Below are 25238 nucleotides of genomic sequence, written 5' to 3' on the forward strand. Positions count from 1 at the left end.
TACGTCCCCGCAGAAAGGCACACCATGAGGCTGCTCGCCCTCGAAGCCAGCCAGTACGGCACCTACTACGTCTCCCGCTACCAGCAGGTCGAGGCGGCCGGCGCCGAACTCTTCGTCCTCAACGGCGAGGGGGTCGAAGGCACCTGGCCCGCCGACCGGAACCGGATCGTCGGCAGCAAGAAGATCGGCGACCTGATCGCGGCTGCCGCCGACTGGCACCGGGAGCACGCCTTCGAAGGCGTCCTCACCTTCGCGGAGGCCTCGGTGACCGCGGTCGCCGCCGTGGCCGAGGCGCTCGGCCTGCCCACCATCGGGCCGGAGGCCGCCCGCACCAGCCGCAACAAGCTGCTGATGCGTCAGGCCCACCAGCGCGGCGCCGCCGCCCACCCGGCCTTCCGGCTGGTGCCCGACCTCGCCCGGGCGCTGGCGGCCGGCGAGGAGCTGGGGTACCCGCTGGTCCTCAAGCCCACCCTCGGCGCCGGCAGCTACTTCGTCTTCAAGGTCGACAGCCCCGAGGAGATGCGCGAGCGCTACCCGCAGGCCGCCGAGGGCATCAAGGACATGGCCTGGGTGACCATGGAGGCCGACGGCGTCGACCTCGGGCCGAACAGTCTGCTGGTGGAGTCCTACCTGGACGGCCGGGAGTTCCTGATCGAGGCCCTGGCCTGGGACGACGAGGTCTACCTGGGCTCGGTGGTGGACCGGGTCACGGTCGAGGGCGACACCTTCGACGACGACGTGCACCACGCCCCGACCTCGCTCACCGCGCAGGAGCTGGCCGAGGTGCACCGGGTGGTCCGGGTCGGCGCCTGGGCCCAGGGGGTGCGGCGCAGCGTCCTGCACGCCGAGGTGCGCTTCCACCGGGGCCGGCCCTTCCTGCTGGAGATCGCGGTCCGTCCCGGCGGCGGCGGCCTCGACCACATGGCCAGGATCAGCGCCGGCTACGACCCGATCCGGGCGGTGGCCGACGTCGCCCGCGGGGTGCGCCCCCGGGTGGACCACTTCCGCCCCACCGGGGTGCACACCGCGGCGATGTGCCTGGTCTCCCGGGCGGGCCGGCTCGCCGCGATCGACGTCCCCGAGGACGTCTCCGGCGCCGAAGAGCTCTTCTTCTTCAAGATCACCGCGTCCCCCGGCGACCTGATCAAGCGCCCGCCGGAGGGCAACAACATCCTCGGCTTCCTCGGGGCGACCGGTTCGTCCTTCGAAGCCGCCATGGACACCGCCACCGCACTCGCCGCGCGGATCCGCGTCGAGTTCGAGCAGTGATCCCCGACCGGGGCGTCCCCCTGCGGACCCCTGGACCCGTCCACCCCGTACCGGCCACCCGTACCGGAAGGAAACCTCCTGTGTCCTCGGACCCCACTCGGACCGCCCGATCCCGGCACTACCTGATGTGCCGCCCGACCCACTTTGCCGTGGACTACTCCATCAACCCGTGGATGGACCCGACGAAGCCCGTCGACGCCGGCCTGGCGATCGCCCAGTGGGAGCAGCTGCGCGCCCTCTTCCTGGAGCTCGGTCACACCGTCGAACTGATCGAGCCGATCCCCGGCCTGCCGGACATGGTGTTCGCGGCCAACGGTGCGACGGTGGTGGACGGCAAGGCCCTGGTGGCCAGGTTCCGCCACCCGGAGCGCGCCGACGAGGCCCCGGCCTACGTCGACTGGTTCCGCGCCGAAGGCTACCCGGTGGTGCACCGGGCCGAGTTCACCAACGAGGGCGAGGGCGACTACCTGGTCGTCGGCGAGCGCATCCTGGCCGGCACCGGCTTCCGCACCGACCGCCGGGCGCACGCCGAGGCGGAGCGGGTGCTGGGCCGCCCGGTGGTCACCCTGGAACTGGTCGACCCCCGCTACTACCACCTGGACACCGCGCTGTCGGTGCTCAGCGAGACCGAGATCGCCTACTACCCCGGAGCGTTCTCCGCCGAGAGCCTGACGACGCTTCAGGAGCTGTACCCGGACGCGGTGCCGGCCACCGCGGAGGACGCCGCGGTGTTCGGCCTGAACGCCATCTCGGACGGCCGCCGGGTGGTGCTGCCCGAGGCGGCGGTCCAACTGGCCGAGGCGCTGCGGCAGCGCGGCTTCGAGCCGATCGGCGTCGACATCACCGAACTGCTCAAGGCCGGCGGCAGCGTCAAGTGCTGCACCCTGGAACTGCGGGGGGCGGGAGAGTGATCGACTACGACGGGAGGCGCTTCCGCTCCACCCACGCCGGCCCGGACGGGGACGCCCCGGTGGCGCTCTACCGGCAGGACGGCGACCTGCTGCGCGCCGAGTTCGCCGGGCGGGACGTCCGGCACGGCTCGCTGGCCGGAAGGGTGCTGGACGACCGGGGGACGCTCGACTTCGCGTACTGCATGGTGCTCGACAACGGCGACGTCATCTCCGGGCACAGCGTCAACACCCCCGAGTTCCTGCCGGACGGGCGGATCCGGCTGCACGAGCAGTGGGAGCGGTTCGGCCGGCACGCGGACTCCGGGATCTCCTACCTGGAGGAGCTCCCGCCGGACTGACGGCGGGTCAGGACCGGTCGGGCGGCGGCGGGTCGTCGGGCGCTTCGGCGGGGCCCGCCCAGCCGGCGGGCTCCCGGCCGGACGGGGCGGGCAGGCCGTGCGCGCGGAGCAGGTAGCCGGCCTGGAGGCGGCCCCTGGCCCCGAGGCGGTCCATGATCTCCGACACATGCCGCTGGCAGGTGCGCAGCGACATGCCGAGTCTTCGGGCGATGGCCCGTTCGTCCAGGCCCTCCACCAGCAGGAGCGCGATGGTCCGCTTGGCCTCCTCGGAGAGGGCCTGGATCTCGCCCCGGTTGGCCTGCCGGGCGAACGGGACGGCCTGCGACCAGGTCCGCTCGAACGCGGCGACGGTGAAGTCCACCACGCTCGGGTCCCGGATCAGCACCGCGCTCATCGGCTCGTCGCGCATCGACAGCACCGCCCGTTCGCGGTCGAACACGATCAGCCGGGGGAACCCGTCGCTCAGCGTCCTGACCTCGGCCCCCAGCCGGCCGACCCGCTCGACGTAGGCGATGGTGGGCTGGCTGAACCGGGCGGTGTGCTGGTACAGCGTCCGCATCCGGACGCCCCGGCGCAGCATCCCCTCGTCCCGGACTATCGCCTCCTCCAGCACGGCGGTGGTGCGCGCGCCGCCCGGCTGGGAGGTCAGCACCTCGGTGCTGCAGAGGGCGGCCAGCCGGGTCAGGACCGCCCGGACGGTGTCCAGGTTGGGCAGCGCCTCGACGGAGGCGCTGCGCTCCAGGCGGCCCCGGCTCTCGGCGAACAGCGGCAGCAGCGCGTCCATCTCCGACCGGACCTGCTCGATCTCCTCCTGTCGGACCCGGAGCGCCCGCTCGGCCGGCAGCAGCACTTGGGCGGCGGCGACCTCGGGGTTCATCGCTACCAGCACCTCGCTGTCCGCCGCGGTGCGGCGGGCCAGCCGGAGCTCCACCAGTCCCCGGACGGCCTCGTCGACCGCCTCCCGGGACAGCCCCAGCGCGGCCTCCGCCTCGTCCGCGGTGAATGTCGCCCGGTCGAGGGCGAATTCGTACACCTGGACCGTCGGCTCGCTCAGGTGCGGCAGTCTTGACACCAGGTGGGTCTCGCGGTGGCTCACATTCCCGTCCTCACGATAAGAAGTCCTGTCCCCGACGACGGGTCGGCCGGCACCGCAGAGCCGCGGTGCGCCGCCGCCGCGATCGGAGTCGGACATGCCCATGTCGATCAACAGGAGATGGTACCGAGATGGCGGTCACAGTCGAAGAGGTACGGGCCCTCGCCCGGACCCTTCCCCGCTCGACCGAGGCGCTGGTCCGCGACCGGGTGAAGTTCCGGGTGGGCCGGATCGTCTACCTCGCGTTCTCCAGGGACGAGACGGTGCTGGGCTTCGCCCACCCCAAGGAGGAGCGGGCGGCCCTGGTCGCCGCCGAGCCGGCGAAGTTCCTGCCGCCTGAGCCGGCCGACGAGCGGTTCCACTGGGCGCAGGTCAGGACGGGCGCGATCGACGCGGCGGAGATGCGCGAACTGGTGCTCGACGCATGGCGGATGGTCGTCCCCAAGCGCGTCGCGGCGGAGTACGCGCGGCAGTGCGAGGCACAGGCCGGGGCGGCCGCGATCGCCGCGCCCGCGCTGGCCGACCTCGCCGCCGCCGCCGAGGTCTTCAACGGCTTCCCGGGCGTCGACCGCAGTTGGCTGGCCCTGCGGGAGCTCACCGGCCCCGCCCCGGACCCGGGCTCGGCGGCGCACCGCCGGGCACTGCTGCGCTGGCTCAACTCCTGGGGCTGCCGGATCCGCTACCCCAGGGAGGGCGAACCGGACCTGTTCGACACCGGACTCGCCGACTGGTGGACGGCCTGGGCCGACCGCCTCCCGGCCCCCGGCCCGGGCCTCGCCGAACTCGACGACACCGCGATCCGGCGACTTGCCCACGCCTACGCGGACCTGGCCGCGGTGCCGGTCGCGGCCGGCCGGTCCGCGCGTACGCTCGGACCCACCGCCGCCGCCAAAACGCTGTACGCGCTGCGGCCCGCCGCGGTGATGCCCTGGGACGCCGCGATCGCCGAGCACCTGCACGGCGCCAGGGACGCCGACGCCTTCGCCCGCCACCTGACCCTCGGCCGGACCTGGGCCCGCGCGGTGCTCGCCGAGGCCCGGACGGCCGGAGCACCGGCGGACGGCGGGACGTCCGTGCCGGAGCTGGTCGGCCGCGCCCCGGTCTCGCTCGCAAAGGTCCTGGACGAGTACCTCTACGTGCGGCTGTCGATGAAGCCGGCGGCCACCGCCGACTGACCCGGCCCGGCCCGTCCCGCCGGGGGCCGGGCCGGATCAGGCGCGGCGCAGTGCGGCGGCCGCCGCTTCCGGGGCGTCGAGCACGATCGAGTGGGAGCTGTCGATCCGGGACACGATGGCCTCCCGGGGACCGGACCGCCAGGCGGCGCTCCGGTAGAACGCCTCCTCCTGGCTGCGGTGCTCGTCGAGCGTGGCGAACGCGCGGATCAGGTAGGCCTCCTCGTGCCCGTCCTCGGCCACCAGCGAGGGGCCGCAGTCGACCACCCGGATCCCGGCCCGTTCCAGCAGCGGCACCGACTCCTCCCGCATCACGCGCACGAACTCCTCGCGGGTGCCCGGCTTCAGCCGGTAGGTGCGGATCTCCAGAATCACGGCCGGTCTCCTGCTGCTGTTCGGGGCCGATCGGCCCGGTGGTCCGCGTGCTCCGCTCGGCCGTCCCCCGGCGGCCTCGCTCCCCGAACGTAGCAAGCCGGCTACGTTCGGTGCCAATCGCCGCCCGGCGCCGCGTCAGCGGTTCGCCGTCACCCCCCGGACCGCGATCCTGAGCGCCCCCGCCGGGTCGCCGACGGAGCTGGTGGCGCGCCAGCCGACGAAGCCGTCGGGGCGGACCAGGGTCGCGCCGCCGGGGCGCAGGCCGTAGACGGCGGGCCAGTTGGCGGGGCCGGCGGGGCCGCGCCCGGGCGGGGTCTCGGGGACGGGCTCGGGGGAGAGGTCCCCGTCCGGGCCGAGCAGCAGGCAGCGGATCGGGACGCCGGTCTCCTCGGCGACCCGCCGGGCCGCCTCCCGCCAGTGCGCGCCGCCCTCGGCGGGGGCGAGCAGGACGAGCGAGGACTCGAACAGGTCGAGGGTGGAGAGGCGTTCGCCGGCGGCGTCGCGCAGCCACAGGTGCGGGGCGCGGGTGCCGACCTCCCCGGTCGCGGCGAACCGCTCGGGGACGACCCCGGCGGTCGCGTCCGCGCCGACCAGCGCGCCCTCCAGGTAGCGGTAGCCGAGCGCGACCGCGAGCACGTTGGTCCGGGGCCCGCCGACGGGCGCCGCGTCGAAGCCGGGGTGCTGGTGCTCGACGGAGCGGGCCGCGGCCCGGGCCGCGGTCTGCACGGCGACGGGGCGCCGCTCCGCGCCGTAGGAGTCGAGCAGGCGCGGCCCGCCCCAGCCGGCCAGCACGGCGGCGAGCTTCCAGGCCAGGTTGTGCGCGTCCTGGATGCCGGTGTTGGAGCCGAACGCGCCGGTCGGCGGCATCTCGTGGGCGGCGTCCCCGCAGAGGAACACCCGGCCCTCGGCGTACCGGTCGGCGACCCGTTCGGCGGCGTGCCAGGGGGCCCGGCCGGTGATCTCCACCTCCAGGTCGGGGACGCCCGCCGCGGCCCGGATGTGCGCGGTGCAGCGCTCGTCGGTGAAGTCCTCGACGCGCTCGCCGCGCTCGGGGTGCCAGGGCAGGTGGAAGACCCACTGCTCGCGGTTGTCGACGGGCAGCAGCGCGCCCGCGCCGTCCGGGTCGGTGAGGTAGCAGGCGATGAACCGGCGGTCGCCGACCACCTCGGCGAGCCGCTTGGCGCGGAAGGTGACGGAGACGTTGTGGAAGAGGTCGCCGCGCCCGGACCGCCCGATGCCGAGGCGTTCGCGGACGGGGCTGCGCGGCCCGTCCGCGGCGATCAGGTAGTCGGCGCGGACCTCGCGCTCCTCGCCGGTGGCCCGGTCCCGCAGGCGCGCCGTCACCCCGTCGGCGTCCTGCTCGAAGGAGAGCAGCTCGGTGTTGAAGCGCAGGTCGCCGCGGAGCGCGGCGTGCCGCAGCAGGACCGGCTCCAGGTCGTTCTGGCTGCACAGGCACCACCCGGACGGGCTGAACCTGGCCAGGCCCCCGCCGGGGTCGATCTCCCGGAACAGCCACTCCTGCTCGTCCCCGGCCAGCGTCCGGGCCTGCAGGATGCCGTGGTTGTCGGCCAGCACCGAGGCCGCCTCGCGGACGTCGTGCTCCACCCCGGCGGTGCGGAACAGCTCCATGGTGCGCAGGTTGTTGCCCCGGCCCCGGGGGTGCCGGGAGGTCTCCGCGTGCCGCTCCACCAGCAGGTGCGGGACGCCGAGCCGGCCGAGGAAGAGCGAGGCCGACAGCCCCACCAGCGATCCGCCCGCGATCAGGACCGGCACCCGGTCCGCCATCTGTGTGTTCATCTGCTCTGCTCCATCCGTGCGGGGCGCGGGACGCGCCAGACCGGACATCCATCCCCCGCCGCGGACGGCCACGCAGGGTGCTTCGCCCGGATGGCCGCGAACTCTCGCGCGCACCCCGCACCGCAATGACGATCGAGGGCGAACCGTGCCCCGCCCGGCCGACCCCCGGCGAACGACATCGGAAGCCCAAGTCGGCGAAGGGCCCTCCGTGCGCAAACGACAGGATTCCCCGCCATGACCCTGCTCTCCGAGACCGATCGGCCCACCACCGGCCGGCCCACCCCGGGCCGGCTCCGCGTCATCCTGATGCTGGAGGTCTACGAGGGCGCCCAGGACCGCTTCCTGGACGCCTACGAGCTGCTGCGCTACCAGGTCTCGGCCGTCCCCGGCCACGTCAGCGACCAGCTCTGCCAGTCCATCGACGACCCGTCCCGCTGGCTGATCACCAGCGAGTGGGAGAGCGCCGAACCCTTCCTGGCCTGGGTCGACAGCCCCGCCCACCGCGAGATGGTCAAGCCGATGCACGGCTGCGTCCGCGACACCCGCTCGCTGCGCTACACCGTGCTGCGCGAGACCCGCGGCACCACCGCCACCGACACCGCCGCCGCCCCGCTGCGCCCCGGCGAGCACCACCCCGGCGTGCCCGGGGTGCCCCGCCCCGGCCCGGACGGTGTGGTCCGGCACGGGCTGAGCTTCACCGTGCGGCCCGGCACCGAGGCGAAGGCCGCCGAACTGCTGGCCGGCTACCGCTCCCCGCAGGCCCGGGTCGACGACACCACCCGCCTGCTGCGCACCTCGCTGTTCATCCGCGGCAACCGGGTGGTGCGCTGCGTCGAGGTGGCCGGCGACCTGGTCGCCGCGCTGCGGCACGTCGCCCGGCAGCCCGAGGTGCGGGCCGTCGAGGAGGCGATCAACCCGTACCTGGAGGAGGACCGGGACCTCGACGACCCGCTGTCCGCCCGGGACTTCTTCCAGCGCGCCGCACTGCCCGCCGTCCACCACCACGCCGGGCTGAAGACCGGGCCCGTGCAGCGGCACGCCTACCTGTACCCCGTCCGCCCCGGCGCCGGCGGCTTCCTCGCCGACCTGCTGGCCACCGAGGACGAGCACGCCGTCGCCGACCCCGGCAGCCCGCTGGTGCGCTCCACCGTGCACCGGCGCGAGGACCTGGTGGTCCGGCTGGTCGACCTGCTGGCCGACCCCGCGCAGGACCCGGCGACCGCGCTCGGCGTCGCCGGGCCCGGCGCCGCTGCCGTCCTCGGCAAGCTCGCCGGGCCCGCCGACCGCAGCCCCGACGGCCTGCGCCGCCTGCTCGCCGAGTGCGCCATGACCCCCGTCACCGACCGCAGCGCCGCCGAGGACTGAGCGGACGCCGCCCGGCCCCGTGACCACCCGACCGAGAGGAAGACCCACCGTGACCACCGAACTGCCACGCGTCGTGCACGTCGACGACGCCCCGCCCAACCGCAAGCGCGGCGGCGACCTGCGGGCCATGCTCACCCCGACCGCGGTCGGCGCCACCAGCGGCTTCATGGGGGTGGCGATCGTCGGCCCCGGCGAACGGATCGGCGAGCACTACCACCCCTACTCCGAGGAGTTCGTGTTCGTCGTCGAGGGCGACCTGGAGGTCGACCTGGACGGCGTCCCGCAGAAGCTCCGCCCCGACCAGGGCCTGATGATCCCGATCGGGATGCGGCACCGCTTCCGCAACGTCGGCACCGGCGAGGCCCGGATGGTCTTCCACCTCGGCCCGCTCGCCCCGCGCCCCGAACTCGGGCACGTCGACACCGAGGAGGAGGGCGCGACCGAAGCGGGACCGCCCGAACCGGCGGGGGCGGCCTCGTGAGGCGCCGGGTCGCGGTCACCGGGATCGGCGTGGTCGCGCCGGGCGGCATCGGCGTGCCGCGGTTCTGGGACCTGCTGACCGCCGGCCGCACCGCCACCCGCGGCATCACCCTGTTCGACCCGGAGGGCTTCCGCTCCCGGATCGCCGCCGAGTGCGACTTCGACCCCGCCGCGCACGGCCTCACCCCCGAGCAGACCGCCCGCAACGACCGCTACGTGCAGTTCGCGCTGGTCGCCGCCGCCGAGGCGGTCGCCGACGCCGGACTCGACCCCGGGCGCACGGACCCCTGGCGGACCGGCGTCTCGCTCGGCACCGCCGTCGGCGGCACCACCCGGCTCGAACAGGACTACGTGCTGGTCAGCGGCCGCGGCGAGCACTGGGACGTCGACCACCGGCCCGCGCAGCCGCACCTGGAGCGGGCCTTCTCCCCGTCCACGCTGGCCTCCGCCGTCGCCGAGCAGATCGGCGCGCACGGCCCCGTGCAGACCGTCTCCACCGGCTGCACCTCCGGCCTGGACGCCGTCGGGTACGCCGCCCTCGCCATCGAGGAGGGCCGCGCCGACGTGGTGGTCGCCGGGGCCTGCGACTCGCCGATCTCGCCGATCACCGTCGCCTGCTTCGACGCCATCAAGGCCACCTCGGCCCGCAACGACGACGCCCCGCACGCCTCCCGGCCCTTCGACGCCGGCCGGGACGGCTTCGTGCTCGGCGAGGGCGGCGCCGTCCTGGTGCTGGAGGAGTGGCAGCACGCCGAGCGGCGCGGCGCCCGGATCTACGCCGAACTCGGCGGCTTCGCCACCTTCGGCAACGCCTACCACATGACCGGCCTCACCCAGGAGGGCGTGGAGATGTCCCGGGCCATCGACCGCGCCCTCGCGCACGCCGGGCTCCCCGGCGAGGCCGTCGACTACGTCAACGCGCACGGCTCCGGCACCAAGCAGAACGACCGGCACGAGACCGCCGCCGTCAAGCGCTCGCTCGGCGCGCACGCCCGGCGCACCCCGATGAGCTCGATCAAGTCGATGGTCGGGCACTCGCTCGGCGCGATCGGCGCCATCGAACTGGTCGCCTGCACCCTCGCCCTGCACCACGGCGTCGTCCCGCCCACCGCCAACTACACCGAACCCGACCCCGAGTGCGACCTCGACTACGTGCCCCGCACCGCCCGCGAGGCGCCGCTGCGGCACGTGCTGTCGGTCGGCAGCGGCTTCGGCGGCTTCCAGACCGCGGTCGTGCTGAGCAAGGTGGAGGCCGCCGCATGAGCGGGCGCACCGCGGTGATCACCGGCGTCGGCGTGGTCGCCCCGCACGGCATCGGCGCGGACGACCACTGGAAGGCGCTGTCCGAGGGCCGCTCCGCGCTCGCCCCGATCGACCGGGACGGCTGTACGGACCTGCCGCTGAAGGTCGCCGGACTGGTCCGCGGCTTCGACGCCGAGACCTACGTGGAGCCGCGCTACCTGGTCCAGACCGACCGGTTCACGCACTTCGCGCTGGCCGCCGCCGAACTCGCCGCCGCCGACGCCGGCCTGGCCGACCACCCCGAGGACCCGTACGGCGTCGGCGTGGTCACCGCGGCCGGCTCCGGCGGCGGCGAGTTCGGCCAGTGCGAACTCCAGCACCTGTGGTCCGAGGGCCCGCACCACGTCGGCCCCTACCAGTCGATCGCCTGGTTCTACGCCGCCTCCACCGGCCAGATCTCCATCCGCGGCGGCTTCAAGGGCCCCTGCGGGGTGGTCGCCTCCGACGAGGCCGGCGGCCTGGACGCGCTCGCGCACGCCGCCCGGGCCGTCGCCCGCGGCACCACCGACGCCGTCCTGGCCGGCGCCGCCGAGGCCCCCGTCGCGCCCTACTCGATGGTCTGCCAGCTCGGCTACCCCGGGCTGTCCACCGAGGCCGACCCCGACCGCGCCTACCGCCCCTTCGGCTCCGACGCCACCGGGTTCGTGCCCGGCGAGGGCGGCGCGATGTTCGTGGTCGAGGAGGCCGGGGCCGCCCGCGCCCGCGGCGCCCGGGCCCGGGCCCGGATCGCCGGCCACGCCGCGACCTTCACCGGCGCCGCCCGCTGGGCCGACAGCCGCGAAGGACTCGCCCACGCGATCCGCGGCGCCCTCGCCGAGGCGCAGTGCGCCCCCGACGAGGTCGACGTGGTGTTCGTCGACGCCCTCGGCGTCCCCGAGGCCGACCGCGCCGAGGCACTCGCCCTCGCCGACGCGCTCGGCGACCACGCCGCCCGGGTCCCCGTCACCGCCCCCAAGGCCGGCCTGGGCCGGGCGCACTGCGGCGCCCCCGCGCTCGACGTCGCCGCCGCCGTGCTCGCCCTGGAGCACGGCCTGGTCCCGCCCACCCCGCACACCGCGGACTGCCCGTACGGCCTCGACCTGGTCACCGGCCGCCCGCGCGCCGCCGAACTGCGCACCGCCCTGGTGCTCAGCCGCGGCCTGATGGGCTCCAACACTGCCCTGCTGCTGCGCCGGGCCTGAACCACCGCCAAGGAGCTGCCATGTCCTCCGAGATCACCTACGAGGAACTCGCCACCCTGATCAAGACCCGGGCCGGCGTGGCCGTCACCGTCGACGACCTCGCCGCCCCCGGCCGGATGTTCCTCGACCTCGGCGTCGACTCGCTCGGCGTGCTCGGCGTGCTCGCCGACCTGGAGAACCGCTACGGCGTCTCCCTCGACTCCTCCGACCTGCTCGGCCGCCCCGTCGCCGAGTTCCTGCAGACCGTCAACTCCTCCGTGAAGGCTGGTGCCTGAGATGCCCGGACACACCGACAACACGATCGTCATCGACGCCCCCGTCGACCTGGTCTGGGACATGACCAACGATCTGGAGAACTGGCCCCAGCTGTTCAGCGAGTACGCCTCCGTCGAGATCCTCGACCGGCGGGGCGAACTGGTCCGGTTCCGGCTCACCATGCACCCCGACGAGAACGGCCAGGTGTGGAGCTGGGTCTCCGAGCGCGAGACCGACCGCGACAAGCTCGCCGTCCGGGCCCGCCGGGTCGAACCCGGCCCGTTCGAGTTCATGGAGATCCGCTGGGAGTACGAGGAGCTGCCGCAGGGTACCCGGATGCGCTGGATCCAGGACTTCGCGATGAAGCCCACCGCGCCCGTCGACGACCTCGGCATGACCGAGCGGATCAACCGGAACTCCAAGGTCCAGATGGAGCTCATCCGCGCCAAGGTCGAGCACCGGGCCGGAGCGGCCGGATGAGCCCCCTGCACCGCAGCCTGATCGTCGCCCGGATGAAGCCCGGCACCGCCGAGCACATCGCCGGCGTCTTCGCCGACTCCGACCGCGGCGAACTGCCCGGCCTGATCGGCGTCAGCGGCCGCAGCCTGTTCCAGTTCGGCGACGTCTACCTGCACCTCATCGAGTCCGAGCGCCCCGCCGGACCCGAGGTCGCCAAGTACGCCGCCCACCCCGAGTTCCGCGACATCAGCGACCGCCTCGCCGTCTACGTCGACGCCTACGACCCGGCGACCTGGCGCGGACCGCAGGACGCCATGGCGCACGAGTTCTACCGCTGGGACCGCTGAACCACCCACCCGCACGAGTGAACCACCCACCCGCACGAGTGAACCACCCACCCGCACGAGTGAACCACCCACCCGCACGAGTGAACCACCCACCCGCACGAGGAAGGGAGAGCCGCCGTGGCCGAGCGGGAACACCCGGCGGACTGGGAGCGCTGCGCAGGCTGCGGCGCTCTGGTCTACGGCAAACGCTGGACGCGCACCCTGCACGTCTGCCCCGACTGCGGGCACCACGGGCGGCTCACCGCCCCGCAGCGGCTCGACCAGCTGCTCGACCCGGGCACCGCCGAACCCCTCGGGGCGGTGCCCGCCCTGCACGACCCGCTCGGCTTCGTCGACAGCCGCCCCTACGCCGAACGCCTCGACCGGGCCCGCGCCGACACCGGCCTCGACGAGGCCGTGCTGTGCGCCGCCGGGACGGTCGAGGGCCAGCCCTGCGTCGCCGCCGTGATGGACTTCCGCTTCCTCGGCGGCAGCCTCGGCTGCGGCGCCGGCGCGCTCGTCACGCACGCCGCCCGCACCGCGCTGGACCGCCGCGTCCCGCTGGTGCTGGTCACCGCCAGCGGCGGCGCCCGGATGCAGGAGGGCGTGCTGTCGCTGATGCAGATGGCCAAGACCGCCCAGGCGATGGCCGAACTCGACGAGGCCGGCGTCCTCACCGTCTCGGTGATCACCGACCCCACCTACGGCGGCGTCGCCGCCTCCTTCGCCGCCCTCGCCGACGTCATCCTCGCCGAACCCGGCGCCCGGATGGGCTTCGCCGGACCCCGCGTCGTCGAACAGACCACCGGCGAGACCCTCCCCGAGGGCTTCCAGACCGCCGAGTTCCTGCTCGCCCACGGCATGGTCGACGACGTCGTCCCCCGGGTCGGGCTGCGCCCCGTCCTCGGCCGGCTGCTCGGCCTGCGCACCCCCACCGGCCCGCTGCCGCCCGGCGACGCCGACGCCATCCTGCGCGCCGCCGACGACCTGGCCGGCTGCGACCCCTGGCAGGGCGTCCGGCTGGCCCGGCACCCCGAACGCCCCAGCACCCTCGACTACGTCCGCCGCCTGGTCGACGACTTCCAGGAACTGCACGGCGACCGCCTCACCGAGGACTGCCCCGCCATCGTGGCCGGCACCGGACGCCTGGCCGGCACCCCCGTGGTGCTGATCGGCCACCACAAGGGCGGCAGCGACCTCGGCGAACGCCGCCGCCGCAACTTCGGCATGGCCGGGCCCGCCGGCTACCGCAAGGCCAACCGGCTGATGCGGCTCGCCGCCAAACTCGGCCTCCCCGTCGTCACCCTGATCGACACCCCCGGCGCCCACCCCGGCCCCGCGGCCGAGACCGGCGGGCAGGCCGCCGCCATCGCCGAGAACCTGCGGCTGATGGCCCGGCTGCCCGTCCCGGTCGTCGCCGTGCTGATCGGCGAGGGCGGCAGCGGCGGCGCGCTCGCCCTGGCCGTCGCCGACCGGGTGCTGGTCTGCGCCAACGGCACCTACTCGGTGATCAGCCCCGAGGGCTGCGCCGCCATCCTGTGGAAGGACGCCCGGGCCGCGCCCGCCGCCGCCGCCTCGCTCCGGCTGCACCCCGGCGACCTGCTCGGCCTCGGCGTCGTCGACGGCATCGTCCCCGAACCGCCCGACGGCGCGCACCGGGACCACGCCGCCGCCGCCGACCTGCTGGAGGCCGCCGTCACCGCCGCCCTGCACGAACTGATCCCGTGGGACCCGGAGCGGCTGCTCGCCGACCGCCGGGCCCGCTTCCACCGCTACGGCACCGGCGACCGCACCGGCCCCACCGCGGCAGATTGGAGCCAGTCATGACCGTCGAGGTGAAGCACGAGGCCCGGCGCGACCGGATCACCCTGATCGGCGACGGCGCCGCCGCGGACCCGGTCGCCGACCTCGCCGCGCTGTGCCGCAGCGTCGCCGAACTCGCCCGCACCACCGCCCGCCCGCCCCGCCGCATCCGGCTCGAACACCTCGGCACCGCCGTCGAGGTCGAATGGCCGGCCGAGCAGCAGGCGGACACGGCAGCTCCCCCCGCGCCGGACGCACCGCCCGAGGCGGGCACCGCCCGGCACGTGCGCGCACCGATGGTCGGCACCTTCTTCCGCTCGCCCGAGCCCGGCGCGCCGCCGTTCGTCGCCGTCGGCGACACCGTCGCGGTCGGCCAGCCGATCGGCATCCTCGAAGTGATGAAGATGATGAGCCCCGTCGAGGCAGACACCGCCGGGCGGGTCGTCGAGATCCTGGTCGAGGACGGCGCGCCCGTCGAGTTCCAGCAGCGGCTGATCGCCGTCGAACCGGCCTGAGGGGGGCGGCGTGTTCTCCACCGTGCTGATCGCCAACCGCGGCGAGATCGCGCTGCGGATCGCCCGGACCTGCCGCGAGATGGGCATCCGCACCGTCGCCGTGCACTCCACCGCCGACCGCGACTCGGCGGTGGTCCGGTTCGCCGACCGGGCCGTCCACCTCGGACCGCCCGCCGCCCGGCTCAGCTACCTGCACATCCCCTCCATCGTCGAGGCCGCCCGGCTCACCGGCGCCGAAGCCGTCCACCCCGGCTACGGCTTCCTCTCCGAGGACCCCGACTTCGCCGAGATCTGCCAGGCCAACGGCCTCACCTTCATCGGCCCGCCGCCGCGGGTGATGGAGCAGCTCGGCGACAAGGCCGTCGCCCGCCGCCTGATGGGCGAAGCCGGACTGCCCGTGCTGCCCGGCTCGGTCGGCGCCGTCCGCAGCCCCGCCGAGGCCCGCGAGACCGCCGCCCGCACCGGCTACCCCGTCATCCTCAAGGCCGTGGCCGGCGGCGGCGGACGCGGCATGGCCGTGGTCCGCGACCCCGCCGACCTGGCCGGCGCCTACCAGGAGACCCGGGCGCACGCCCGCGCCGTCTTCGGCGACGAACGGCTCTACCTGGAACGCTACGTGGACGGCGCCCGGCACATCGAGGTCCAGGTGATCTGCGACAGCCACGGCAACGCCGTCCACCTCGCCGAACGCGACTGCTCGGTGCAGCGCCGCCACCAGAAGCTGATCGAGGAGTCCCCGGCGCCCAACCTGCCCGACCCGCTGCGTCGCGAGATCTGCGCCGCCGCCGTCCGCGGCGCCCTCGCCGTCGGCTACGTCGGCGCCGCCACCTTCGAGTTCGTGCTCGCCCCCGACGGCGCCTTCCACCTGATGGAGGTCAACTGCCGGCTCCAGGTCGAGCACCCCGTCACCGAGATGGTCACCGGCATCGACCTGGTCCGCGAACAGCTCACCGTCGCCGCCGGCCTCCCGCTGACGGTCCGCCAGGACGCCGTCCGCCCGCGCGGCTGCGCCGTCGAGGCCCGGGTCAACGCCGAGGACCCCGAACGCGGCTTCCTGCCCACCCCCGGGCTGCTCACCGAGTTCGTGCCGCCCGGCGGCCCGTTCGTCCGGGTCGACACCCACGCCTACCCCGGCTGGCCGGTCGGCCCCGACTACGACTCGCTGCTCGCCAAGACCGTCGCCTGGGCGCCCGACCGCGCACAGGCGATCGCCAGGCTCGACCGCGCCCTGTACGAGTTCCGGATCGACGGCCCCGCCGTCCGCACCACCACCGGCTACCTGCGCCGGGTCCTCGCCGACCCGCGCTTCCGGGCCGGCCGGCACACCACCGCGCTGGTCGCCGAGATGGCCGCCGAGGAGGCCGCCGCCGTGCACTGAGGCGGGCGCACGCGGAAGGGGCCGCCCGGGCGGCCCCTTCCGTATGTTTGTGTGTTCCGTGCGCGTGGTTACGGCACCGTGCAGGAGAAGGCGTGCAGGTACGGGTTGACCGGCGCCAGCGAGTCCAGCACCAGGCCGGACTCGGCGATCAGTGCGGTCAGGCTGCCCCGGGTGTGCTTGGCACCGCCCACGTTCAGCAGCAGGAGCAGGTCCATCGCGGTGGTGAACCGCATCGAGGGGGAGTCGTCGACCAGGTTCTCCACGATCACCACCCGGGCGCCCGGCCGGGCCACCTCGCGCAGGTTGCGCAGCGTCCGGCGGGTCGAGTCGTCGTCCCACTCCAGGATGTTCTTCACGATGTACAGGTCCGCCTGCACCGGGACCGCCACCCGGCAGTCGCCCGGCACCAGCCGGGCCCGGTCGGCCAGCGCCCCGCCCGGCAGCAGCCGCGGATCGGCGTGCTCCACCACCTTCGGCAGGTCCAGCAGCGTCCCGTGCAGGTCCGGGTGACGCTCCATCAGCTCCGCCAGCACCAGGCCCTGGCCGCCGCCGATGTCCGCCACCGAGTCGACGCCGACCAGGTCCAGGAACCCCGCCAGGTCCTGCGCGGACTGCCGGCTGGACTGCGTCATCGCCCGGTTGAACAGCGCCGCGGACTCCGGCGCGTCGTCGTGCAGGTACTGGAAGAACTCCTTGCCGAAGGTGTCGCCGAACACGCTGCGCCCGGTGCGCACCGCGTCGTCCAGCCGGGACCAGGACTGCCAGGTCCACGGCTCGGTGCACCACAGCGCGATGTCGCGCAGGCTGCCCGGCTCGTCGGTGCGTAGCAGCCGGGACAGCGGGGTGTGCCGGTAGCGGCCGTCGCCGTCCTCGGCGAACACCTCGTAGCAGGCCAGCGCCCGCAGCAGGCGCTCCAGCGGGCCCGGTTCGACGTCCAGGCGCCCGGCCAGCTCGGCGGCGGAGGCGGGTTCCTCGTCGAGCGCGTCCGGCAGCCGCAGGCTCGCGGCGGCGCGGACCGCGCCCGCGCAGGCCGCGCCGAAGACCAGCTCGCGCAGCAGCATCGAGGGCGGGACGGAGAGGGGAGGAGCGGAGGTCGTGGCGGAGGTCATGGGGGACTGCCTTTCGGTCTTGCTCTCGGCCTGTCGGCTTTTCGGGCTTTCGGCTCTGCGGCCTGTCGGGCTTTCGGCTTTGCGGTCTGTCGGGCTTTCGGCTCTGCGGTCTTTCAGGTCTTCGGGTTATCGGTGGGGGAGTGGCGGTGGCTCAGCAGTGGCCGGCCGGCTCGGAGGTGCGGCAGGAGTTGGCGGCGAACACGTTCCCGGGGCCGGCCGGGTCGCGGTCGGCGAGGTCGGCGGGCAGGTTGCCGTCCAGCGCGTTGCCGGTGACGGTGGCGCGGGCGTTCGGGGCGCCCACCACGCTCGGGTACAGCACGATGCCGCCCGACATCGGGGACGCCCCGCCGTGGTCGGCGACCCGGTTGCCGGAGACCGTGACGTCCTCGGTACCGGTCAGCAGGATGCCGGTGCCCTGCACCGCGTCCAGGCGCGGAATGGGCGGGCAGTAGCGGTTGTTGGCGCGCACCACGTTGTCGGCGACGGTCAGCGCCCCGGCCCGCGGCACCCCGTCGTCGCCGACCACGAACACGCCGCCGCAGTTGCCCGATACCAGGTTGGCCCGGGCCGCCAGGTCGCGGACCCGGCGCAGCTGCAGGCCGATCCGGTTGCCGGTCAGCTCGTTCGCCGACACCTCGGTGCCCCGGGTGTCCAGCGCCCCGCCCTTGCGGTCGTACCAGTTGGCGACGAAGATCCCGGCCTGGCCGTTGTCGCGGGCCGTGTTGCCGGACAGCACCGTCCGGGTCGACATCTCGACACTGATGCCCTGCAGCCTGTTGTCCCGGGCCGTCACCCCGCGCACCGTCAGGCTGTCGGTGACAGCCGCGGTGAGGCCGTCGCGCGCGAAGCCCGCCACCGTCAGCCCCTCCACCGCCACCCCCGACAGCACCCGCACCGGTACGCCCCGGTCGTCCGCGGCGCCCGCCACGCACAGGCCGTTCCCGGCCCGGGCGCAGGCGCCCCGGTCGTCCGGGTCCGGCACCAGCACGGTGCCCGGGCCCGCGCCGCGCAGCGTCACCCCGTCGGTGGCCAGCGTCGGACTGCCCGGGTAGCGGCCCTCGGCCAGCTCCACCACGTCACCGGGGCGGGCCGCGTCCAGCGCCGCCTGCACGGAGCCGCCGGGCGGCACCCGGAGCACCCGGGGCGGGGCGGCCGCCGTTGCCGGGGCGGCGGTCAGGACGGCGGGCAGCGCGCAGGCACCGGACAGCAGGGCGGCGGCGAGGCGAGTGCGGGGGCGTCGGTGGGCGTGGGCGCGTGGGCGCGCCGGGGTGCGGGGAGCAGTCATCGAACGGGCCGGCTTCCGGAAGTCGCGGTCGCGGGCGGCGTCGGCGCGCCCGCCGCCTCGAAGCTAAGGTCGCGCCCCGGGCCCGGCCAGCCGGTCCGCGGGCCCGGGCGGGCAGCGGCCGCCGGGCGGGTGGTTCCCGCCGCCCGCCGATCGGGTGACGGGGCGTCAGGACGGCCCCCGCGGCCGGGAGGTTCGCGGACGACCCGGTGCGGCGGCCGGGTGAAGCGGAGGAAGGCACCACCCGTACACCCGATCGGGCGGCTCTCCGGCCGGGCACCAGGCCGACCCAGGCCGATCCGCCCACTATGGAGCCATGGACACGTACACCGGACACCTCGCCGACCCCGCCGCCCTCGCGGACCTCGCCGACCCGACCGTCCTGCGGCCGGGCGACCCGCTGCCCGCCGACCGCGCCGGCCTGCTCGCCGCCGAACCCGCCGAACCCGCCGGAGGACGGTGGATCGAGGACGGCGTCTGCGACTACGAGGACGTCATCCTCCGCTCCGTCAACTGACCGCCCCCGCCGCCCCGGTACGCTGTGCGCTGACCGACGGGGCGGGCGGGGGGAGCGGGCAGTGCTGGCGTACGCCGAGCTGAGCGAGACGGAACAACGGGTCTGGGACGGCTTCACCGCCGGCGCCCACGTGGACCTGCGGCCGGAGGGCAGCCGGTCGGGGGACCCGAGGGACGGCACCGAGGACCCGCGCGACGGCGTCGCCTGGGGCGAGGAGCGCACCGTCCGGGCCGCGGCGCTGCACGCCCTGCTCACCTCCGGCACCCCCGGCACCCTGCGGCTGACCGGCGCCCGGATCACCGGGCACCTCGACCTCGGCGACGCCGCCGTCCCGCACGCGCTCACCCTGAGCGGCTGCCACTTCGACCGGCCGGTCGTGCTGCGCGGCGCGCAACTGCGCTCGACCGGCCTGGTCGGCTGCTGGCTGCCCGGCCTGGACGGCTGGCTGCTGCGGGTCGACGGCAACCTGTTCTTCGAGAACTCCGTCATCGACGGCCGACTCACCCTGACCCGCGCCCACATCACCGGCGAACTCCGGCTCAGCGGCGTCCACCTGACCGCCCGCGAACTGGTCGGCACCGACCCCGACGACCCCGCCGCGCTGCCCGCCGGCGACGTCTGGGCGCTGTGGGCCGGCGGCCTGGTCATGGAGGGCGGCCTGTTCGGCCGGCACGGCCTCGTCGTGCGCGGCGGCCTGCGCCTGGTCGGCGCCCAACTCGGCGGCGGACTCTTCCTGGAGGGCGCCGAACTGCACAACCCCTGCGGCGACGCGCTCAGCGGCGAGGACCTCAGCACCGGCACCATGCTGCTCTCCGACGGCTTCCGCGCGCACGGCCCGGTCCGGCTGCCCGGCGCCACCGTCCGCAGCAAGCTCTCGCTGCACGACGCCGTCCTGGACGCCGGTCGGCCCACCGGCGGCGACCCGATCGCCCTGGACGCCCAGCGGCTCAAGGCCGGCGAACTCCGCCTCACCCCCGCCGCCACCCCCACCGGCGCCGTCGACCTGCAGGAGGCGCAGGTCACCGTGCTGCACGACCACGCCCGCAGCTGGCCCGCCGACAGCCGCCTCGACGGCTTCAGCTACACCTCGATCCACCCCGACGGCGACGCCCACACCCTCGCCCACCGCCTCGGCTGGCTCGCCGCGCTGCCCGGCTACGCGCCCCAGCCCTACGAACAGCTCGCCGCCTGGTACCGCAAGATCGGCCACGACGACGACGCCCGCCGGGTCCTGCTCGCCAAGCAGCGCCGCCGCCGGCGCACCCTCGGCCCGACCGGTCGGGCCTGGGGCCGCCTGCTCGACGCCACCGTCGGCTACGGCTACCGCCCCTGGCAGGCCGGGCTCTGGCTACTGGTCCTCACCGCGCTCGGCACCGCGCTGTTCTCCGGCGGCGGCCAGCAGTCCACCCAGTCCGGCGGCCCCGGCACGCCCTTCAACCCGCTCGTCTACACCCTCGACCTGCTGGTGCCGATCGGCGGTTTCGGGCAGCGCTCCGCCTGGTACTGGACGGACTACCGGCAGACCGTCGGCTACCTGCTGGTCGCCGCGGGCTGGGTGCTGACCACCGCCGCGGTGGCCGGGGTCACCCGGGCGCTGAACCGCACCTGACCGTTCGTACCAGGGGCTGTTCGTGCCGGGAGGTCAGTACCGGGGCCGTTCGTGCCGGGAGGTCAGTACCGGTAGGCCTTCACCACGACGGGGTTCACGTTCACGTCCTTGCCCGCCCTGGAGAAGGCCACCGGGTTCGCGGTCGCGCCCGCCGCCAGCTGCTCCACGCCCAGCACCGTCGAACTCACCGCCTTGCCGGTGTTGTCGACGAAATCGACCTGGACCGCGTAGGAGCGGGTCTCGCCGGTGCTGTTGGCGACCTTCACCACCGCCGCCGTCAGATCGCCCGACACCGAGTTCGGCACCCCCGTCAGCGTCACGTCCGCCATCGCGTTGCCCGCGTCCGGGACGTTCGCCAGCACCTGCGCGGCCTTGTCGCGGCCCGCGGCCAACTGGGCGTTCGCCGAAGCCTCGAACGCCGACGCCCGGGCCGAGGCCGACGCCTCCGCCGCCGACACCGAGGCCAGCGCCGACGCGTGCGCCGAGGCGAACGCGGACGGCGGCTCGCCCGAGAAGCCCGCCGTCTCCGGCGGCGCCCCCACCGTGAACGTCGACAGCGCCGCCTGCACCGGGTTCTCGCCCGAGCTGCCGCCGCAGGCGGCGATGCCCGCGATACCCGCCACCGCCGCGCCGATCGCCAGCCCCGCGCGCAGGCCGCGCCGGCGTGCGGTCGGCCTCGCCACCGGACCCCTGGCGCTGTTCCGCGCCGGGCCCTGCCGCCGCAGACCGCCGCCGCCGTCCGAACCGTCCCGTTCCGTCTTCTGCATGGCCGGTGCACCCTTCGCTCGACGAACTCCGCGTCGGCCCGTGCGCGCCGCGGTCGGTCCGGCGGGCCCGCGGCCCGCGTCCGGACGTGCGGAACCGGCCCGGCCGGACCCGCCACCACCCATCGTCCGAGCCCGCCCGCGCCCCGGGCCAGCGGCGCTGCGCCAATGGGGCGAGCCCGACGGGTTGTCGGACGGGCTGTCAGGTGGGCGGCGTCCGGCGCGAGATGCGGGGGCGGGGCGGGGACGGCTTTGGGCGGGGCGTGCCGGTCAGTGCTCTGCGGGGAGGTGCACCTGCTGGTGCTGCTGGTGCTGCTGGTTCTGCTGGTGCTGCTGGTCGTGCTGGTCCGGTTCGGTTCCGGTCGGGGCGGTGCGGCGCAGCAGGCGGTGGGCCAGGACGGCCGCGCCCAGCAGTAGGGCGGCCGAGACCCAGGCGGCGGCCGTGATGCCGTGCACGAAGGCGCTGTCCGCACTGTTCGTCAGCTGCTCGGCGAGGCCCGCCGGCAGGGTGGACGCCGCCTCGTGGGCGCCGCCCAGCGACTCGCCCGCCCGGGCGGCCGACGCCGGGTCGACACCGGTCGGCACCGTCAGCGACCCCGCGTACAGGGCCGTCACGATCGAGCCGACCAGCGCGATGCCCAGCGCCGCGCCCAGCTCGTACGCCGTCTCCGACACCGCCGAGGCCGCGCCCGCCTTGTCGGCCGGGGCGGTGCCCAGCACCAGGTCCGAGGAGAGCGTGTAGACCACGCCCTCCGCCGTGCCGAGGGCCAGGAACGAGGCGCCCAGCAGCAGGTAGGCGCTGTCCACCCGGACGAAGCCCAGCACGCCGATGCCGACGCCCATCACGAACAGACCCGCCGTCAGCACCCCGCGGGCACCCGCCCGGCGCACCAGACGGGTCGTCAGCAGGCCGCCCGCCACCGAGCCGACGAAGGCCGGCATCTCGGCCAGGCCCGCGTGCAGCGGCGAGTAGCCGCGGACCAGCTGCAGGTACTGCGACATGAAGAAGATCACACCGGACAGGCCGAGCAGGCTGATCAGCGAGGACACCACCGCCGCCGTGAAACGCGGGTTCCGGAACAGCCGGACCTCCAGCAGCGGCGTCTCCAACCGCAACTGGCGCCGGACGAACGCCGCCAGCAGGCCCGCGCCCAGCACGAACACCACCGGCGTCGACCAGTCCGCGAAGCCGTGCGCGGCGAACTCCTTGACGCCGTACACCGCGCCGATCACGCCCGCCATCGACAGCAGCACGCTGGGCACGTCCCAGCGGCCCGGCCGCGGATCGCGGGACTCCGGCAGCAGCCAGGCACCGAGCACCAGCAGCAGCACCATCACCGGCAGGTTCAGCAGGAACACCGACCCCCACCAGAAGTGCTCCAGCAGCACACCGCCCACCAGCGGGCCGAGCGCCGCGCCCGCCGCCGCGCCGGCGCCCCAGATGCCGATCGCGGTGGCCCGCTCCCGGGTGTCCGGGAACAGCGTGCGGATCAGCGACAGCGTGGACGGCATGATCGTCGCACCGGCCACGCCGAGCAGCGCCCGGGCCAGGATCAGCCAGCCCGGACCCGGCGCGTACGCCGCCAGCAGCGAGGCCGCGCCGAACGCCGCCGACCCCACCAGCAGCACCCGCTTGCGACCCAGCCGGTCGCTGAGCGCGCCCATCGACACCAGCAGGCCGGCCAGCACGAAGGAGTAGACGTCACCGATCCACAGCAGCTGGGTGCCGGACGGGCGCAGGGTCTCGGTGATCGAGGGGATGGCGAGGGAGAGCACTGTCGCGTCGACCGCCACCAGGGTGACGGCCAGCACGAGGACGCCGAGACCGGTCCAGCGGTGGCCGGACCGGACGACGGGGGTGGAACTCATGGGGTATCGGATCTCCGTGGATCCCTTTGCGGATCTCTTCGTAGGGCGCCGCCGAGGAACAGCTCGGCGAGCGAGAAGGCGCTTTCGCGCGGGGCCAGCCGTCCCTCCTGGACGGCCCAGCCGATGCCGGCCACCAGGTCGAAGAACGCCTCGCTGAGCCAGCCGGCCGAGAGTTCGACCCGGAACACGCCCTCCTGTTGGCCGCGCAGGAACAGTGCGCGGACCCGGGCGTCCTGGAACTCCCAGAGGTCGTTGATCTCCTCGTGCTCGTACAGCTGGTTCTCGCCGGCGAGGAACGCGCACAGCGCGGCGTCCGGCACCACCGCGTCCACCAGGCGGCGCAGCGCCGCCTCGGCGTCGCCCTCCTCGATCCGCGCGGTGTCCAGCGCGGTGGCGAACCGGCGCAGGCCGAGGGCGCCCACCTCGCGGATCAGGGCCTCACGCCCCGGGAAGACCCGGTGCAGCGTTGCCCGACTGATGCCCGCGGCGCGGGCGATCTCGTCGAGATGGGCCGTCGGGCGCCGGGAGAGGACGCCGACGGCCGCCTCGAGGACGGAGTCGCGGTCGGTTGCCATGAGAGGATCCTAGCGCAAGTGAGACATCAATGTCTCAATATGGGCGCGCGGGTCTCACGGGGGCGTCGGTGGGGAGGTCCGGCCCTGGCGGGGGAACGGTTGCGGGAACGGCGAAGGCCCCGCGCGGTGCGCGGGGCCTTCGGGGTGCCAATGGGTGCGGGTGGGCGTCAGCTCTGGTTGTAGAAACCGGTGTCGTCCAGCGGGCGGTCGATGACCATCACCTCAACCTCGGCCGGGGTGAGCAGGAACACCCGGCGGGCGATCCGCTCGATGCCGCCGCCGGTGCCGAAGATCAGGCCGGAGGCGAAGTCGACCATGCGCTTCGCCTCGGCGTCGCTCATCTCGGTGAGGTCCATGACCACCGGGGTCGATGCCCGGATGTGCTCGCCCACGGTGCGGGCGGCCTCGAAGCCGGTCGGGCGGAGCGAGACGATCCGGGACGGGCCGATCTGGACGCTCGGCAGCGTCTCCTCGCCCTCCCACGGTTCCTCGTACATCGCGGCCGGGTAGCTTCCGGAAGGCATCAGCCACCCGTTGTGGTGCTCGTCGCGAAGTGCTCCCATTAGCCGCGCCTCCCTTTCTCGTTCCGTACTCGTCCCCCGGAGGGACGACGGGTCGTTTTGACACGTCATCCACTTGTTGGAACTGTCCGAGTATCGCACTGATCACCACAGATGTGCCCGCTTGTGCCCGCCGCACGGGTTGTGGCGCGGAGGAAAATCTGTGTTCCCCGGATACCCGCAATGGCGCCCATGATCCCCGAACGGTTGCCGCGACGACCATATCGGTGACGGCCCGGACTCAGTTGACTGGGTGTCAACAATCATGTAACGGCTTCGGATCGGCCCGGGCGGGCCGGGGCGGGCTGTTCCGTGCGGGCGCCCGTGTGTGTGGGCTACTCGCCGGTGGCGCCGTCGATCCGCTCCCGCAGCAGGTCGGCGTGGCCGTTGTGCCGGGCGTACTCCTCGATCATGTGGACCATGATCCAACGGAGCGTCACCTCGCCGTCGCGGGCCCGCCCCTTGGTCACGGTGTCCAGCGACAGGCCGCGCGCGGTCTCGCGGGCGAACGCCACGTCCTCCTGCCAGGCCGCGGTGTCGGCGACCGGGTCGGCGTCGTCGATCAGGTCGAAGTCGCCGTCCGGGTACTGCTCCGACCAGTAGCGGCCGGAGCCGCCCAGGTCCTGGCCGTCCAGCACCCCGCGGAACCAGTGGCGCTCCACCTCCGCCATGTGCCGCACCAGGCCGAGCAGCGACAGCGTGGACGGGGGGCAGGAGCGCTCGCGCAGCTGATCGGGCGTCAGGCCCTCGCACTTGAGGGCCAGCGTGGCGCGGTGGAAGTCCAGCCAGGCGCCGAGCATGGTGGCCTCGTCGGCGGCGAGCGGCGGGTCGATCCGGAGGGTGGTGGGGTTCTCGTTCGTCATGCCGCCATGGTGGAGCAGCCCCCGTCCGGTCGGCGAACCCTTTTCGGTCCCGTCCGGGACGGGACCGGCCG

26 protein-coding genes are annotated in these 25238 nt (G+C 74.7%); 16 read left to right on the top strand and 10 right to left on the bottom strand.

The annotated features are described in order from the left end of the window. The first annotated feature begins 24 nt into the window (after window positions 1-24). The 3 genes from ACIOHG_RS19275 (at window position 25) to ACIOHG_RS19285 (ending at window position 2518) form a co-directional block, all read left to right on the top strand. On the top strand, window positions 25-1269 hold the full coding sequence (locus ACIOHG_RS19275; protein ID WP_400951947.1) for an ATP-grasp domain-containing protein: 1245 nt from the start codon (window positions 25-27) through the stop codon (window positions 1267-1269). A gap of 80 nt (window positions 1270-1349) precedes the next feature. Beyond that, on the top strand, window positions 1350-2180 hold the full coding sequence (gene ddaH, locus ACIOHG_RS19280; RefSeq protein WP_400951950.1) for a dimethylargininase: 831 nt from the start codon (window positions 1350-1352) through the stop codon (window positions 2178-2180). Then, entirely contained in the window at window positions 2177-2518 is a 342-nt protein-coding gene (locus ACIOHG_RS19285; protein WP_400951951.1) for a hypothetical protein, read from the top strand. The genes ddaH and ACIOHG_RS19285 overlap by 4 nt, the downstream gene beginning before the upstream one ends. A gap of 7 nt (window positions 2519-2525) precedes the next feature. Here the strand turns inward: ACIOHG_RS19285 and ACIOHG_RS19290 are convergent, their stop codons facing one another. Next, on the bottom strand, window positions 2526-3614 hold the full coding sequence (locus ACIOHG_RS19290) for a LuxR C-terminal-related transcriptional regulator (protein ID WP_400951954.1): 1089 nt from the start codon (window positions 3612-3614) through the stop codon (window positions 2526-2528). A gap of 128 nt (window positions 3615-3742) precedes the next feature. Between ACIOHG_RS19290 and ACIOHG_RS19295 the strand changes: the two genes are divergently transcribed. Further along, window positions 3743-4786 carry an MmcQ/YjbR family DNA-binding protein gene (locus ACIOHG_RS19295; protein ID WP_400951955.1) on the top strand — a complete coding sequence of 348 codons (1044 nt, stop codon included), beginning with the start codon at window positions 3743-3745 and terminating at the stop codon, window positions 4784-4786. Between the two features lie 36 nt (window positions 4787-4822). Here the strand turns inward: ACIOHG_RS19295 and ACIOHG_RS19300 are convergent, their stop codons facing one another. Further along, complete coding sequence (locus ACIOHG_RS19300) at window positions 4823-5158, bottom strand: NIPSNAP family protein (protein ID WP_400951957.1); 336 nt, start codon at window positions 5156-5158, stop codon at window positions 4823-4825. Between the two features lie 135 nt (window positions 5159-5293). Further along, complete coding sequence (locus ACIOHG_RS19305) at window positions 5294-6955, bottom strand: FAD-dependent oxidoreductase (protein WP_400951960.1); 1662 nt, start codon at window positions 6953-6955, stop codon at window positions 5294-5296. 234 nt (window positions 6956-7189) lie between these two features. Between ACIOHG_RS19305 and ACIOHG_RS19310 the strand changes: the two genes are divergently transcribed. The 10 genes from ACIOHG_RS19310 to ACIOHG_RS19355 all read left to right on the top strand — a co-directional run bounded on the left by ACIOHG_RS19310 (window position 7190) and on the right by ACIOHG_RS19355 (window position 16019). Then, window positions 7190-8320 (top strand): SchA/CurD-like domain-containing protein, encoded by a 1131-nt coding sequence (locus ACIOHG_RS19310; RefSeq protein WP_400951961.1) that lies wholly within the window; start codon window positions 7190-7192, stop codon window positions 8318-8320. 49 nt (window positions 8321-8369) lie between these two features. Then, complete coding sequence (locus ACIOHG_RS19315; RefSeq protein WP_400951963.1) at window positions 8370-8801, top strand: cupin domain-containing protein; 432 nt, start codon at window positions 8370-8372, stop codon at window positions 8799-8801. Then, the gene (locus ACIOHG_RS19320) at window positions 8798-10063 is read left to right on the top strand and encodes a beta-ketoacyl-[acyl-carrier-protein] synthase family protein (protein WP_400951965.1); all 1266 of its coding nucleotides are present in this window, start codon (window positions 8798-8800) and stop codon (window positions 10061-10063) included. The genes ACIOHG_RS19315 and ACIOHG_RS19320 overlap by 4 nt, the downstream gene beginning before the upstream one ends. Continuing rightward, window positions 10060-11283 carry a beta-ketoacyl synthase N-terminal-like domain-containing protein gene (locus ACIOHG_RS19325; protein WP_400951968.1) on the top strand — a complete coding sequence of 408 codons (1224 nt, stop codon included), beginning with the start codon at window positions 10060-10062 and terminating at the stop codon, window positions 11281-11283. The genes ACIOHG_RS19320 and ACIOHG_RS19325 overlap by 4 nt, the downstream gene beginning before the upstream one ends. 20 nt (window positions 11284-11303) lie before the next feature. Further along, window positions 11304-11558 (top strand): acyl carrier protein, encoded by a 255-nt coding sequence (locus ACIOHG_RS19330; protein WP_400951970.1) that lies wholly within the window; start codon window positions 11304-11306, stop codon window positions 11556-11558. 1 nt (window position 11559) lies between these two features. Further along, on the top strand, window positions 11560-12018 hold the full coding sequence (locus ACIOHG_RS19335) for an SRPBCC family protein (RefSeq protein ID WP_400951972.1): 459 nt from the start codon (window positions 11560-11562) through the stop codon (window positions 12016-12018). 5 nt (window positions 12019-12023) lie between these two features. Beyond that, window positions 12024-12344, top strand: coding sequence for a TcmI family type II polyketide cyclase (locus tag ACIOHG_RS19340; protein WP_400952209.1), 321 nt, complete (start codon window positions 12024-12026; stop codon window positions 12342-12344). Window positions 12345-12461: 117 nt separating this feature from the next. Further along, complete coding sequence (gene accA, locus ACIOHG_RS19345; RefSeq protein WP_400951974.1) at window positions 12462-14150, top strand: acetyl-CoA carboxylase carboxyl transferase subunit alpha; 1689 nt, start codon at window positions 12462-12464, stop codon at window positions 14148-14150. Next, window positions 14147-14641 (top strand): acetyl-CoA carboxylase biotin carboxyl carrier protein, encoded by a 495-nt coding sequence (locus tag ACIOHG_RS19350; protein WP_400951976.1) that lies wholly within the window; start codon window positions 14147-14149, stop codon window positions 14639-14641. Before accA ends, ACIOHG_RS19350 begins: the two co-directional genes overlap by 4 nt. A 10-nt stretch (window positions 14642-14651) precedes the next feature. After that, complete coding sequence (locus tag ACIOHG_RS19355; protein ID WP_400951977.1) at window positions 14652-16019, top strand: acetyl/propionyl/methylcrotonyl-CoA carboxylase subunit alpha; 1368 nt, start codon at window positions 14652-14654, stop codon at window positions 16017-16019. A gap of 68 nt (window positions 16020-16087) precedes the next feature. Here ACIOHG_RS19355 and ACIOHG_RS19360 read toward each other — a convergent pair whose 3' ends face one another. Beyond that, the gene (locus ACIOHG_RS19360; RefSeq protein WP_400951980.1) at window positions 16088-17128 is read right to left on the bottom strand and encodes a methyltransferase; all 1041 of its coding nucleotides are present in this window, start codon (window positions 17126-17128) and stop codon (window positions 16088-16090) included. A gap of 151 nt (window positions 17129-17279) precedes the next feature. After that, window positions 17280-18413, bottom strand: a complete 1134-nt coding sequence (locus ACIOHG_RS19365; RefSeq protein ID WP_400951982.1) for a nitrous oxide reductase family maturation protein NosD — start codon at window positions 18411-18413, stop codon at window positions 17280-17282. Window positions 18414-18726: 313 nt separating this feature from the next. Between ACIOHG_RS19365 and ACIOHG_RS19370 the strand changes: the two genes are divergently transcribed. Both ACIOHG_RS19370 and ACIOHG_RS19375 read left to right on the top strand, forming a co-directional pair. Then, complete coding sequence (locus ACIOHG_RS19370) at window positions 18727-18927, top strand: hypothetical protein (RefSeq protein ID WP_400951985.1); 201 nt, start codon at window positions 18727-18729, stop codon at window positions 18925-18927. Between the two features lie 61 nt (window positions 18928-18988). Next, a complete protein-coding gene (locus ACIOHG_RS19375; protein ID WP_400951987.1) occupies window positions 18989-20536 on the top strand; it encodes an oxidoreductase in 1548 nt (515 codons plus the stop codon). A 62-nt stretch (window positions 20537-20598) separates the two neighbouring features. On the opposite strand, the gene ACIOHG_RS19380 is transcribed toward ACIOHG_RS19375, so the two are convergent. The 5 genes from ACIOHG_RS19380 to ACIOHG_RS19400 form a co-directional block, all read right to left on the bottom strand. Continuing rightward, entirely contained in the window at window positions 20599-21303 is a 705-nt protein-coding gene (locus tag ACIOHG_RS19380) for a hypothetical protein (RefSeq protein WP_400951990.1), read from the bottom strand. A gap of 267 nt (window positions 21304-21570) precedes the next feature. Continuing rightward, entirely contained in the window at window positions 21571-23169 is a 1599-nt protein-coding gene (locus tag ACIOHG_RS19385) for an MFS transporter (protein ID WP_400951991.1), read from the bottom strand. Beyond that, window positions 23166-23744: a TetR/AcrR family transcriptional regulator gene (locus tag ACIOHG_RS19390; RefSeq protein ID WP_400951994.1), complete on the bottom strand. Its 579-nt coding sequence runs from the start codon at window positions 23742-23744 to the stop codon at window positions 23166-23168. The genes ACIOHG_RS19385 and ACIOHG_RS19390 overlap by 4 nt, the downstream gene beginning before the upstream one ends. A 167-nt stretch (window positions 23745-23911) precedes the next feature. Continuing rightward, window positions 23912-24307, bottom strand: a complete 396-nt coding sequence (locus ACIOHG_RS19395; protein WP_400951996.1) for a cell division protein SepF — start codon at window positions 24305-24307, stop codon at window positions 23912-23914. Window positions 24308-24639: 332 nt separating this feature from the next. Beyond that, a complete protein-coding gene (locus ACIOHG_RS19400) occupies window positions 24640-25167 on the bottom strand; it encodes a DinB family protein (protein ID WP_400951998.1) in 528 nt (175 codons plus the stop codon). Between the last annotated feature and the right edge of the window lie 71 nt (window positions 25168-25238).

Source organism: Kitasatospora sp. NPDC088134 (genome assembly GCF_044741705.1).
In the GTDB taxonomy this organism is placed as follows: Bacteria; Actinomycetota; Actinomycetes; order Streptomycetales; family Streptomycetaceae; genus Kitasatospora.